This is a genomic window from Thalassococcus lentus (genome assembly GCF_028023555.1).
Lineage (GTDB): Bacteria > Pseudomonadota > Alphaproteobacteria > Rhodobacterales > Rhodobacteraceae > Thalassococcus_A > Thalassococcus_A lentus.
Genome location: NZ_JAQIOY010000001.1, coordinates 195,988 through 209,282, shown reverse-complemented (window position 1 = coordinate 209,282; position 13,295 = coordinate 195,988). Strand labels below are relative to the sequence as shown.

Annotated in this window: 11 protein-coding genes; 6 read left to right on the top strand and 5 right to left on the bottom strand. The window is 56.7% G+C overall.

The window, feature by feature from the left end; translation table 11 throughout:
- The first annotated feature begins 41 nt into the window (after window positions 1-41).
- From gyrB to PFY00_RS01045, 3 genes are all read left to right on the top strand, one after another.
- Window positions 42-2,459, top strand: coding sequence for a DNA topoisomerase (ATP-hydrolyzing) subunit B (gene gyrB / locus PFY00_RS01055; RefSeq protein ID WP_271430664.1), 2,418 nt, complete (start codon window positions 42-44; stop codon window positions 2,457-2,459).
- A 128-nt stretch (window positions 2,460-2,587) separates the two neighbouring features.
- Complete coding sequence (locus PFY00_RS01050; RefSeq protein ID WP_271430663.1) at window positions 2,588-4,114, top strand: aldehyde dehydrogenase (NADP(+)); 1,527 nt, start codon at window positions 2,588-2,590, stop codon at window positions 4,112-4,114.
- A 56-nt stretch (window positions 4,115-4,170) separates the two neighbouring features.
- Complete coding sequence (locus PFY00_RS01045) at window positions 4,171-5,337, top strand: mandelate racemase/muconate lactonizing enzyme family protein (protein WP_271430662.1); 1,167 nt, start codon at window positions 4,171-4,173, stop codon at window positions 5,335-5,337.
- 34 nt (window positions 5,338-5,371) lie between these two features.
- Here the strand turns inward: PFY00_RS01045 and PFY00_RS01040 are convergent, their stop codons facing one another.
- The 5 genes from PFY00_RS01040 to PFY00_RS01020 are packed head-to-tail and all read right to left on the bottom strand — an operon-like array spanning window position 5,372 to window position 10,477.
- Entirely contained in the window at window positions 5,372-6,433 is a 1,062-nt protein-coding gene (locus tag PFY00_RS01040; protein WP_271430661.1) for a DUF3419 family protein, read from the bottom strand.
- Between the two features lies 1 nt (window position 6,434).
- Window positions 6,435-7,688 carry a CoF synthetase gene (locus tag PFY00_RS01035; RefSeq protein ID WP_271430660.1) on the bottom strand — a complete coding sequence of 418 codons (1,254 nt, stop codon included), beginning with the start codon at window positions 7,686-7,688 and terminating at the stop codon, window positions 6,435-6,437.
- Window positions 7,685-8,506, bottom strand: coding sequence for an MBL fold metallo-hydrolase (locus tag PFY00_RS01030; protein ID WP_271430659.1), 822 nt, complete (start codon window positions 8,504-8,506; stop codon window positions 7,685-7,687). Before PFY00_RS01030 ends, PFY00_RS01035 begins: the two co-directional genes overlap by 4 nt.
- Complete coding sequence (locus PFY00_RS01025; protein WP_271430658.1) at window positions 8,503-9,477, bottom strand: NAD-dependent epimerase/dehydratase family protein; 975 nt, start codon at window positions 9,475-9,477, stop codon at window positions 8,503-8,505. Before PFY00_RS01025 ends, PFY00_RS01030 begins: the two co-directional genes overlap by 4 nt.
- Window position 9,478: 1 nt before the next feature.
- On the bottom strand, window positions 9,479-10,477 hold the full coding sequence (locus PFY00_RS01020) for a 3-oxoacyl-ACP synthase III family protein (RefSeq protein ID WP_271430657.1): 999 nt from the start codon (window positions 10,475-10,477) through the stop codon (window positions 9,479-9,481).
- Window positions 10,478-10,696: 219 nt separating this feature from the next.
- On the opposite strand from PFY00_RS01020, the gene modA reads away from it, so the two are divergent.
- From modA to modC, 3 genes are read left to right on the top strand one after another with little or no spacing between them, the layout of a single operon-like run.
- Window positions 10,697-11,482: a molybdate ABC transporter substrate-binding protein gene (gene modA, locus PFY00_RS01015; protein ID WP_271430656.1), complete on the top strand. Its 786-nt coding sequence runs from the start codon at window positions 10,697-10,699 to the stop codon at window positions 11,480-11,482.
- Between the two features lie 2 nt (window positions 11,483-11,484).
- A complete protein-coding gene (modB, locus tag PFY00_RS01010; RefSeq protein WP_271430655.1) occupies window positions 11,485-12,180 on the top strand; it encodes a molybdate ABC transporter permease subunit in 696 nt (231 codons plus the stop codon).
- On the top strand, window positions 12,177-13,274 hold the full coding sequence (gene modC, locus PFY00_RS01005) for a molybdenum ABC transporter ATP-binding protein (RefSeq protein ID WP_271430654.1): 1,098 nt from the start codon (window positions 12,177-12,179) through the stop codon (window positions 13,272-13,274). Before modB ends, modC begins: the two co-directional genes overlap by 4 nt.
- The last annotated feature ends 21 nt before the right edge of the window (window positions 13,275-13,295 follow it).

Here is a 13,295-nt window from a genome sequence, read left to right as displayed (position 1 = left end):
AAACCGCTATAAATCGTGGCAAAATAAACAAGGATCACGGCATGTCCGATACCGCAGGCACCCCCGAAGAATACGGCGCGGATTCTATCAAGGTTCTCAAAGGCTTGGAGGCTGTTCGAAAGCGTCCCGGTATGTATATCGGTGACACTGACGATGGTTCTGGTCTGCACCACATGGTTTACGAAGTCGTGGACAACGGCATCGACGAGGCGCTGGCCAAGCACGCGGACTATGTTCATGTGAAAATCCACGCCGATTCCAGCGTTTCAGTGCGCGACAACGGTCGTGGTATTCCGGTCGACTTGCATCAAGAAGAGGGCGTCAGCGCAGCCGAGGTCATTATGACCCAACTGCACGCAGGCGGTAAGTTTGACAGCAATTCATACAAGGTCTCCGGCGGCCTCCATGGCGTGGGCGTATCGGTCGTAAACGCTCTTTCCGTCTGGCTTGAGCTGCGAATCTGGCGCAACGGCAAAGAACACTATGCGAAGTTCGAGCACGGTGAGACGACAGAGCATTTGCGCGAAGTTGGCGATGCCGGTGGTGAAACCGGAACAGAGGTTCGTTTCCTGGCATCGACTGACACGTTTTCCAATCTCGAATACAGTTTCGAAACCTTGGAAAAACGCCTGCGCGAACTGGCCTTCCTGAATTCTGGCGTCCGCATCATCCTCGAAGATGAACGGCCGGCTGAGCCCCTGAAAACCGAACTGTTCTTTGAAGGCGGCGTTAAGGAATTCGTGAAATACCTCGACCGCTCCAAGCAGTCTGTCATGCCTGATCCGATTTTCATGGAAGGCGAAAAGGACGACATCGGCGTCGAAGTTGCCATGTGGTGGAACGACAGCTACCACGAGAATGTCCTGCCCTTTACCAACAACATTCCACAGCGCGATGGCGGCACTCACATGGCTGGCTTCCGGGCTGCGTTGACCCGAAGTGTTCAGAAATACGCTGCTGAAAAGGGGATCGGCAAAAAGGAAAAAGTCAGCTTCACCGGTGACGATGCACGCGAAGGTTTGACCTGTGTTTTGTCGGTCAAGGTGCCTGACCCTAAGTTCTCCAGCCAGACCAAAGACAAACTGGTGTCTTCCGAGGTTCGGCCCGCGGTGGAAAGCCTTGTGAACGAAAAGCTGTCCGAGTGGTTTGAGGAAAACCCTAACGAGGCAAAGATCATCGTTGGCAAGATCATCGAGGCCGCGCTTGCAAGAGAAGCAGCACGCAAAGCCCGCGAGCTGACGCGCCGCAAGAACCCGATGGATGTGAATTTCCTTGCGGGCAAGCTGAAGGACTGTTCCGAAAAAGATCCGTCCAAAACCGAACTGTTCATCGTCGAGGGTGACTCGGCTGGCGGTTCTGCGCAGACCGGGCGCAACCGGGCGACACAGGCGATCCTGCCGCTCAAGGGTAAGATCCTGAATGTCGAACGCGCGCGGTTTGATCGGATGCTGGCCAGTCAGGAAATCGGCAATCTCGTCATGGCGCTGGGCACCGGTATTGGCCGTGACGAATTTGATGTCAGCAAGCTGCGGTATCACAAGATTATCCTGATGACTGATGCGGACGTCGATGGAGCGCATATTCGCACATTGCTGCTGACGTTCTTCTATCGCCAGATGCCTGAGCTTATCGAAGGTGGCTATCTCTACATTGCGCAACCACCGCTCTACAAAGTGGCGCGTGGCAAATCCGAAGTGTACCTGAAAGACCAGGGCGCCTTGGATGACTACCTGATTCAGCAGGGCGTGGACGGTGCGCAGCTCAAGCAGGGCAATGGCGAAGTCATCATGGGTCAGGATCTGGTCCGAGTGGTCGAGGAAGCGCGTCAGCTGAAACGCGTTCTGGATGCTTTCCCGACGCACTACCCACGACATATCCTCGAACAGGCGGCCATTGCCGGTGGTTTCGTTCCGGGTGCTGTTGATGCTGATCTTCAGGGCGTGGCAGACAAAGTTGCTGCGCGGCTGGATCTGGTCGCCCTGGAATATGAACGCGGCTGGACTGGCCGGATCACGCAGGACAAAGGCATTCGTCTGGCCCGTATCCTGCGCGGTGTCGAAGAAGTCCGCACGCTGGATGGGCCTATGCTTCGCTCGGGTGAGGCACGCAAAACGGGCAGCTTCACGCAGAGCCTGCAGTCGGTATACGGCTTGCCCGCAACACTGGAGCGCAAGGACCGTCGGCAGATGATCCATGGTCCGCTGGAACTGCTTAGCGCGATTCTGGAAGAAGGTGAAAAAGGCCTCAGCCTTCAGCGCTACAAGGGACTGGGCGAAATGAACCCCGGTCAGCTCTGGGAAACAACCTTGGATCCGGATGCGCGCACATTGCTGCGTGTGGAAATCAACGACATGGCCGAAGCAGATGATCTGTTTACCAAATTGATGGGCGATGTGGTTGAACCGCGCCGTGAGTTTATCCAACAGAATGCGCTGAGCGTGGAAAACCTGGATTTCTAGTTCCGTTCTACGCCGAACGAATGATGGCCCGCTGTCCGCGCGACGCGGGCCATTTTCGTTGCACTTGCATTCTTTGGGCGTTGGCGGTCGTATGATGCGGAACGCTGAAACACCCAAGGAACAATCCGATGACAGATGGCTACAAGGCGCATGGCAAACACCTCATTGCAGGGGAATGGGTAGCTGGCAGCGAAAATTTTGAGAATGCGCCGGTAGAGGGTGCAGCACAACGGTTCAGCCATGGCACACCGGCCCATGTCGATGCCGCGTGTAAGGCGGCCGAAACTGCATTTCTGGCCTATGCTGAAACCTCACGCGAAGCGCGCGCAACGTTCCTCGAAAAAATTGCCGAGGAAATCGACGTCCGGGGGGCGCAGATCACGGCAATTGGAACGGCTGAAACCGGCTTGCCTGCAGCCCGGCTCGAAGGTGAGCGTGGCCGGACCTGCGGGCAACTGCGCCTGTTTGCATCGCACATCCGAGATGGCGCCTATCTGGATCAACGTCACGATGAAGCATTGCCGGACCGTGCGCCCTTACCGCGTCCCGATCTCAAGATGGTGCAGCGCCCGATTGGGCCCGTCGCCGTGTTTGGTGCGTCCAACTTCCCTTTGGCGTTTTCGACGGCAGGCGGAGACACCGCCTCAGCCTTGGCCGCTGGCTGCCCGGTGGTCGTCAAAGGCCACCCGGCCCATCCCGGAACGGGCGAAATCATCGCTGACGCAATTTCAGCGGCTGTTCAGGCCTGCAACATGCCAGCGGGTGTGTTTTCTTTTGTTCAGGGAGGCACCTTGGAGGTCGGACAAGCACTTGTGCAGCATCCGTTGATCTGCGCTGTGGGCTTTACCGGATCTCTGCGTGGTGGACGCGCGCTCTATGATCTTTGCGCAGCACGCCCGGTCCCTATCCCGTTCTTTGGCGAACTTGGCAGCATAAACCCAGTGTTCCTGATGCCCGCTGCGATGGCATCCCGCGCTCAACAGATTGCAGAGGGCTGGGTTGCCTCGTTGACAATGGGGGCGGGTCAATTCTGTACAAACCCGGGTGTCGTCATCGCGCTGGATGGCCCGGATTGTGATTTGTTCGTTCAGGCCGCCAGTAAGGCGATGGAAAATGCGGGTCCGCAGACAATGCTGACTTCTGGAATAGCTGAGGCCTATGCCAAGGGTGTCGCCCAAACCGAAGCCGAGAACGGTGTCGAGGCGTTGGTTTCGCATGCTGCTGGTGACCGTTCGGCGGCGGGAAATATCTATCAGGTGTCGGGGGATGACTTTCTGGCGAACCCCGGCTTGTCACACGAGGTATTTGGGCCTCTTGGACTGATCGTGCGCGCAGACAATGCCGAGCAAATGGCGGAGATCGCATCCGCGCTGGAAGGGCAGCTGACTTGTACCTTGCAGATGGATGATGGTGACGTTTCACAGGCACAGGGCTTGATGCCCATTCTGGAACGCAAGGCCGGACGGGTCTTAGCTAATGGTTTTCCAACTGGCGTCGAAGTGGCTGAGGCTATGGTGCACGGCGGCCCCTATCCGGCCTCGACAAACTTTGGCCATACCTCTGTAGGGACAATGGCAATCCGGCGGTTCTTGCGTCCGGTGTGTTACCAGAACATGCCCGACAGTCTGGTGCCGGCGGATGCTCTACCCGATTGATTCTCCGCGCAAAAAACTGCGCGACCCGCTCATCATGCCAGAAGGCTGACAAGACCATGAAAATTACTGCGATCCGAAGCCATGTGTTGCAATGCGATATGCCCGAGGAATTGGGCTATTCACAGCAGTACTATGCCAAACGCACGGCGCATCTGGTTGAGGTTCAAACCGACGATGGTGTGACGGGATGGGGCGAATGCTTTGGGCCAGGCAATGTTGCTTTGGCCAACAAGACGATCGTTGAAAAGGTCATTCAGCCTATGGTCCTTGGGATGGACCCGATGGATCGCGATGTGATTTGGCATAAGGTTTACAATCTGCTTCGCGACCATGGGCAAAAAGGGATGCCTTTGCAGTCACTGTCCGGGGTCGACATTGCGCTTTGGGACATTGCGGGCAAGGTCACGGGCCAACCTATTCACAAACTGATCGGCGGGGCGCATCGCAGCGATGTTGCGGCCTATGGTTATGGCATGATGCTAAAACGCGAAAGTGTTGATGATCATGTTGCCCGATTTGCCGATGAGGCGGCAAAAATTATAGGTATGGGATTTTCCGCTACCAAGATGAAAACCGGACTAGGCCCACGTGACGATGTGCGATTGTGTCAGGCCGTCGCCGATGCCGTTGGCGATGCGCGGTTCATGGTGGATGCCAACCACTGTTACACAACATCTGACGCATTCTACGTAGGCCGCGCCCTCGACGAGATGGGGGCCTATTGGTTCGAAGAACCGGTCGCCCCGGAAGATCTGGACGGGTACCGAGAATTACGCGCCGGTCTCAAAGTGAACATTTCGGGTGGCGAAGCCGAGTTCAATCGCTGGGGATGGCGCGGTATTCTGGAAAACCGTGGCTTGGACATCGCGCAACCCGAGGTCTGCGCACTGGGCGGGATCACCGAATACTTACGTGTTCTTGCCCTCTGCCATGCGCATTTCACACCGGTCGTAAACCATGTCTGGGGCAGCGCAATTGCGGTGGCTACCAACCTGCAACTCCTTGCCGCGATGCCACCGATGCCAGGTGGGCTGCACCCGTGGGAGCCGATGCTGGAATTCGACACAACGGAAAATCGATTCCGGGACCACCTGCTCGCGGACCCTTTGGATATTCAAGGACAAGTCGCCCGAAACAACGGCAGAGTTGCCATTCCAACGGGCCCTGGACTGGGCGTTGAGCCCGATATGGACTTTATCCGCGAATATGAAATCGACGGCTGAAAGCGGTCCGGCCGATTTCTGATCGGGACTAAGTTTAGGCGATATGACCGGCCCGGATGGCATAAATGATTGCTCTGTCATGCGTGGTCAGATGGTCTGACAAATCTTGATCCAATCGGATCCGTTCGTCAGGCGGCGCGAGGTCGTTCATAAAAACGCGCTCGCAGAACCGGGCATTGGGGGCCGCTGCACCGATCACACCCGCCCACATCTTCGAATAGCTGACATCATCACAGTAGGATCCGAAATCAGACAGGGAAAACGCATCAACCTGATTGATCCTGAGGTCCGCCAGGTCACCCAGCCCGCCCGTCACGATACGAAGATCAGACAATCGGGTCCGAATACGTTCAAAGTTTTCTGGCTTCAGATGTAGAGGAACCGCGAGGGGCGACACATTGGTTCCTCTCAAAACAAGCGAGGCAAAATCGCTTTCCCGGAAAAGGAATTGGCCTGAGGCACGCGAAAAACAGCCTGCCAATCGCTGCTCCACTGCCTCAGGACCGGGAAGAAACGCACCGCCCGGTTCGCCGATGACGCGGGTCCAAAACCATGGGCGTCCAAGGGTGCGGATCGAACTGCGCCACACCCAGTCGTCAAATTGCTGGTCCCAGATTGCTTTTTGTTCGGCAACGTCACGAGCGTTGAACAGCGCGGGTACAGCTTTGCCGCGCAACATCCGAACACCTTTTGCCCCAATGCGCAGCACCTTTTCCCAAAGACCCATGTACCAGATTCCGCGGCCAATCTCGCGCAGGTTCTGATCCCAATGTGCCTGCATCTCTGGTCTGAGCGAACGGCGCACCTGCGCATATAGCGCCATGCGATCATCGGTTTTCACCAGCCCAAGAAAAGCCAGAAGCGCATCGTAATCCAACGATTGAAACGCCGCTATCTTCAGCTCCAGCAGCGCATTCTGCATCGGATTGAGATCCAACGCGATGACCTGATTGGCGTCAGACAGCAACATATCCAGTGGCCGTGTTCCGCTACCCGTCAGGCATACCAGTTTTTCAGCGGGTCCGGACAGCGCGCGTAACTCGCTGCGTCCGTCCTCATTGGATGACGAAAAACTCAATGACTCAAAAAAATCCATATCAATCTGCCTCAGATGACCAGCAATTTTCAACACGCCGCAGTTTGCGTGACGGGTTCAGACAAAGGGGTTCGGTCTTGATCTGAATAACCGGGGAAAGCCCCCGATCACCAAACAAATTCGAAAGAGCGTTTCGGGCCGAAGTTCTGGCTTCTGGGCTGATGTCTGGTCGGAGCACCAGTGAAATCACCCGCTCGCTTTCGCGCCGAATACGGAAATCAGTGATGTCCCGTGATGCATTCAAAACGGCATTTCGCATCACGTCTGGTGTCACGAGCCGGCCGCCGAATAGAAAGGCGTCGTCCATACGCCCAACAACTTCATCCACGACACGCAGAGGTGATCCACAGGAACAAGATTGGTCAGACATGCGAAGCAGATCGTTCATCCTGTAGCGTGCCATGATCTGGAACTGGCGTCGAAACCCGGTGACCAGCGGTGTGACCAATCCGTCCCCAACAGGCTGTAGTTCAAAGTGGTTGGCGTCCTCTGCCAAGTGCAGATTTCCATGCGCGCAAGTTACGGCAAAAAGCCCTTCGGTCGCCATGTAGATCTGCCCCAGGCGCACTGAAAACGCTGCTTCGATAATCTTGCGATCCATAGGGTCGAGCGTTTCTGCGCCGGAATAGAGTCTTTTTGGGTGCAGTTTTGCATTTTGTTCCGCCAAGTGCCGTAGCACGCGCGGCGGCGCGACAATGGTCGTTGGATCAAACTGCTCAAGACGATCGAGCCATGTTTCCACTCCGGACCGCAGATCGAAAAAACGCAAGGCCATCCGGCCAGTCTGGTTGGCACCGTCATAGAGGTCAGAGCTTTGTGGCAAGATCACCGCGACACGTTCCGCGGCGAATAGAAAGCCCGGTACTGTTTTGGCCAGAATCGTGCCAAGCCAGCGGAATCTCTCGGCCGGTGTGACAGCATAGAGTGTGCGATTGCCAGAGGTGCCGGTACTCGCGCCAATCGATACTTTGCCGATTTGGCCCGTGTCTTCGAATGCGGCCCATCCCTGAGCAGACGAGATGCGGCCAAGATTAAAGTCCTCGAATTGCGCCATGACGTTGGATTTGTCGATGATCGGCAAAGAAGACAGACAAGTGGCGCCATTGGCGTAAAAGCTCACCTTTGGCAAATCATGGGTCAGCCATTTTTTCAGTTTGGCGGCTTGCCATGCCTCGAACGATGCGCGGGACCGTCCCTTTCGCGTCACCCATAGTGTTTCCGCAAAGGCGCGGGCTGTATGCATGAGTTTGGTCATGCCTGATCCAGCAAATCATAGGGGCTGTCCTCGGGGTCATGACACAGCAGAATGTCTCCACCGGCTTTGGCAAATCGCGCGACCTTTTCGGCCGATTTCCTCAATGCGGAAGGATCTTCGGCCACGAGACTCGCGGGAAAGCCCGGAATACGGTCTTGAGTGATGGCATTGGGCACCCACTGCGCATCTACGGCATAGAGCAAAGGCGTCTCTAACAATGGGAAACATACGCCAAAATGGGTGGTGCTGTGTCCCGGCAAAGGAATGGCGAGGATTGATCCGTCGCCCAGCAAGTCAAACCCGTCACCCAGCCCCAAGGGCGCTTCGGTCACAGGTGTGGACCCCAGATCACTTGTTCGGTCCAACAGATCATCGGGCAGCAATTCCGGGAATACGCCGTGCCGCAAGGCTTTGCGCCGGGGTCCGGATTTTGCCTGCTGAAGCGTTGCGAGATCGGTGTGTATCCGGGCTTTTTTAAACCGGGGCAATGCGCACACATGGTCCGCATGCAGATGCGTGACGACAACGTGCTGAACGTCTTCTGGAGATAGGTCCAATCGCGCCAGCACCTTATCCGGTGCGCCCTCTGGCAGAAGTTCCGGACCGAGCAGTTTACCGTACAGCCGCAGGGCCAGCCCGCGGTTGGGCGTCGAATACAGTTCCGTGCCATAACCAGAGTCGATCAGGATCAAACCCTCGGTGGGATGTTCGAGGATGCCGTAACGCACTTTCAAAGGGACTTTGCCCCAACCTCCGCCACGCAGAACCAAACGTTCCGGCGTATGCACATAGGCACTGTTTGCAAATTTGGGCTTCATACCGCGCCTTTCCCTACGGTCTGCGAAAGACCCTGTTCAAATGTGATCTTTGGCGTCCAACCCAGCACGTCGCGGGCCTTTGACAGGCTCAAACTTTGCTGAAACGCAAAGAGTCCCACCGCATAGGGGGTGATCCGGGGTTCTTTGCTGTTCTTCGGGATCAGGCTGACGAATTCAGCCGCACGCGCAATGGCCAGCGCTGGCCAGAACGGCAGGGCCCGCCACTTTGGTGCGATGTCATGTGCGCGGCAGGCGCTTTCCACGATGTTCCGGATCGGGAGCACCTCACCGCTGGAAACATTGTAGATCGGGTCTTGCGGATCAGTTGAACGTTCCAGAGCCAATTCGATCGCCCTGACTACATCGGACACATGGGTTAAATCGATCGCTGCGGCGCCATCGCGAAACAGTGGCAGCGGACCTCTGCGAGCCGCGGCAATCAGGCGTGGCAGCAATGTGGTTTCACCTGCGCCATAGATACCGCGCGGCCGCAACGTAATTGGGTTCAAATCTGGACGGGCGTGCACCAAAGCCTCGGCTGCTGCCTTTGTGGCGGCATAGGCATTGAACGGGCGCGGCAGCGGATCAGACTCCAGCACATCCAGTTGATCCCTGAGCGCAAAGGTAACGCTGGGGGATGAGATATTGACGAACCTTTGACTGTTTAAGGCGCTTGCCAGCGCCAAAGCCGTTCGTGTGCCCACAACGTTGGCCGCTTCAAATCGCGAACGGCGTCCCCAGGGCGACGAAAGTGCCGCGCAATGAACAACCGCATCTACGGGTTCGGGAAGCGTTGAAGGAAGACCACCAGCCAGATCGAATTGTAGGGTTTCGATACCCTTGGATCGAAGCTCGTTCAGTAGCTTGGGGTCACGCCCGCAGGCGACCACCCCGCAGCCACGCGAATGCAAGTGTAGGGCCAGCTTGCCGCCCAAAAACCCGGTGGCGCCTGTGATAAGAATACGGTTCATTTCAGACCTCGATTGCCATGCCGCCAAACGAGACGCCCGCCGAAGTTCCAAGCAGCAGAACCTTGCTGCCTTTGACGATCCGCCCTTCGCGCCGTGCGATATCCAGAACCGTTGGAATGGAAGCGGCGATTTGATTGCCCAATTGTTCAGCAACGTTCATGACGCTGCCTTGGCGAAAGCCCATTTTGCGCGACATATGGGATAGAGCGTGTGGGCTGGCCTGATGAGGGACCACAACATCAACATCTGATTTGCGCCATCCCGCCTTGTCCAAAAGCGTCTCTACAAATGCAGGAAAGTGTCGTCGCGTGACTTTGAACAGTGCTTTGCCGTCCATCCGGAACAACGCATTTTCGGCAAACTCTTTAGGATTGCGGTGGTAATCGATCCGCGTGCCGCCAGCGCCAATCTGGCAGGCGTCATAGGCAGCAGGATGCGTTCGTACGAGGCTTGCCCGAATGCCGGCCTCATTGTGAAGGGGCGCGCTGACAACTGCCGCAGCTGCTCCGTCACCGAAGAGCGCGGCAACGTCTGGCTGCTTCTGCCATGGCAAAGCGCGGGACGCGATTTCCGACGAAATGACCAATGCCCGCTTGCTCTGACCAAGTGCGATACGTCCGGCCGCCAGATCAAGCGCGGTGACAAAACTCAGGCAAGTTGCGTTCACGTCAAAGGCTGCGGCCGCGCCTCCCTTTGCCCCCAATCGCTGCATGATCAATGGCGCTGTCGCAGGTAGGGATTGGTAGGGAATGGCGCTGCCGGAAAGGATCAGATCGATATTGTCGATCTCAACTCTGGCATCTTCCATGGCTCTTTGCGCAGCTAAGACAGCCAGATCAATCTGGTCTTCGTCCGTGCACAGATGTCGAAAGGCCACACCGGATTTCCGGCGCAACCACCCGGTTTTCAGGCCATGCATTTTGTCGAGAGTCTCTGAGTCCAGGCCCTTTTGTGGGAGGGCGTGCCCGGTTCCGGTGATCGAAATAGGAAGGTGGTGCATGGTAATTCCAAAATCGTGAACATTGTTCAAAATACGCCAGAAGGTCGTGATGTCAAGGAAATTGAACGACGTTCAATGTTGCCGTCACGTAATTCTTCATACTTCGCTGGAAATCCAAAGAACTTCAATCCAGACAAATTGATGCTACAGGCGCGCCGATTTAACCCCTTGTTGCAGAACGCGACCCTGTTGATAGTCGGTCTCAGGAAAAGGAACGGTATGCCTATTTTCAGTTTTCATAGGTCTTTGCGGCTGGTCTTGGTTGCGATGCTTGCTTTGGCGGTGGGCAGCATCGGTGCGCGTGCCGATCAGATCACCGTTTTTGCCGCTGCAAGCATGAAAAATGCGTTGGACGAAATCGCGAGGACGTTCGAAGACGAAACCGGACACACCACCACCCTAGTCTACGCGGGAACAGCTGTTTTGGCCCGCCAGATTGAACAGGGCGCTCCAGCCAATCTGCTGGTTTCGGCCAGTGTTGAATGGATGGACTATCTGGAGGGTCAAAACCTGATTGTTCCGGAAAGCAGGGTGGTGGTCACCGGAAACCGGATGGTTTTGATCGCTCCAAAGGATCAGGCCAAACCTGTCGAGTTCAACGAAAATCTGGATCTTGATGGACTGCTTGTCGGGGGTCTCCTGGCGATGGCTTTGGTTGATGCCGTTCCCGCTGGTATCTACGGCAAGGCGGCTCTTTCGCACTATGACCTGTGGGATGAGGTTTCGGATCGTGTGGCACAGGCTGACAACGTCCGGGCCGCGCTGGCATTTGTTGCCTTGGATCAGACACCGCTGGGAATTGTGTATGCCAGCGATGCCCATGCAGAACCCCGCGTTGATGTTGTGGCGCGCATTCCATCGCACAGCCATGCCCCCATCCGGTATCCTGCGGCTCTGGTCGCTGGACAGTCCGGAAGTGGGGCCAAAGCGTTTTTGGATTTTCTGACCGGTGCCAAGGCATCCGGGGTGTTTGAACAGCACGGTTTTTCCGTGCCGGGTGGGTAGGAATGGATTGGCTGGGTCCCGAAGAATGGCAGGCAGTCCGACTGTCGTTGCGCGTTGCGTTCTGGGCAACAGCCTTGTCATTGCCGTTTGGGCTGCTGACCGCCTACGCACTCGCGCGTTGGCGGTTTCCTGGCCGCCAGCTCGTCAATGGTCTTGTGCATTTGCCGCTTATCCTACCCCCCGTCGTGACAGGTTATCTGCTGCTTCTGGCTTTTGGCGCACGGGGACCCATCGGTGAATTGCTTGGCCCGTTGGGTATCAGTTTTGCATTTCGATGGACGGGCGCGGCGCTTGCGGCTGCTGTGATGGCGTTCCCGCTGATGGTGCGGGCCATTCGATTGTCGATCGAGGCAGTAGACCCCAAACTTGAAGAGGCAGCGGCAACCTTGGGTGCGTCACGCCTTTGGGTGTTTTTGACCGTAACTCTTCCGCTGACGTTACCTGGTATTCTGGCGGGCGCGGTCCTGGCCTTTGCCAAGGCAATGGGTGAATTCGGCGCCACAATTACATTTGTAGCCAATATCCCGGGCCAGACCCAAACCGTGCCCTCGGCAATCTATGCATTCTTGCAGGTCCCCGGGGGTGAATCATCGGCGGCACGGTTGGTCATTGTATCAATCATCATTGCCATGGCTGCGCTTCTTTTGTCCGAGTGGTTGGCCCGCCGTGTGGCGCAGCGTGTGGGGGCCAGATCATGACGCTGAAGGTCTCGATCAATCACGCGTACGATGGATTTTCGGTTCAGGCAGATTTTGAGGCGCCGGACGGTGTCACCGTTCTGTTCGGACGGTCCGGTTCGGGCAAGACAACGGTCATCAATGCGGTAGCCGGATTGCTCCGCCCGGATTCTGGCTGCATTGAAATTGCGAACAGACGTGTTCTGGACAGCAAAGCTGGGATATTCGTCCCGCCGCACAAAAGACGGATCGGCTATATCTTTCAGGAAGGTCGTTTGTTTCCTCATCTGACGGTCAAACAAAACCTGCAGTACGGCCAAAGATTTGTGCCGTCGGGTGTCGTTTGCGAAGATCTGGATCACGTTGTTGACCTGCTCGGGATTGCCCATCTGCTGGAGCGCCAGCCGGTCGGATTGTCAGGCGGTGAAAAGCAGCGGGTCGCCATCGGGCGGGCGCTGCTGTCTGGTCCCGAATTGTTGCTGGCGGACGAACCTTTGGCGGCGTTGGATGAAACCCGGAAATCCGAAATCCTGCCCTACTTTGAGCGGCTCCGTAGTGAATTGTCAGTTCCCATCCTGTACGTCAGCCATTCGGCCGCCGAAGTGGCGCGGTTGGCGACAACCGTAGTGGTTTTGCAGGATGGCCGAATTGCCCGCCAGGGCAGCGCTGCAGAAGTTCTGAGCGACCCGACAGTCATGCCGACCGGTGTGCGCGCTGTCGGCGCCTTGTTGGCCGCAACAGTAAAGGCACATCACGCCGACGGGTTATCAGAGCTTGATGTCGGCGGAGAGACACTATTCCTGCCGAAAGTCTCGCAGAGTGTTGGGCAGTCTTTGCGTGTACGCGTCCCGGCGCAGGATGTGACATTGGCCCTGACACGCCCCGAAGGCATCTCGGCACTCAATATTGTGCCAGGCGTTATTTCTCAGATCCGATCGGGCGATGGGCCAGGTGTTATGGTGTCTCTTGAAACCGCTGCTGGCATGGTTCTGGCACGGGTGACGCGCCGATCTGCCGGCCAATTGGGTTTGGTTGAGGGCATGACCTGTCATGCGGTTATAAAAACCGTCGCAATCGCACCTGAAGATGTGGGTGGACCTGCCGCCGGCGCTTGAACTGCGGTGGCAAACCGCTAG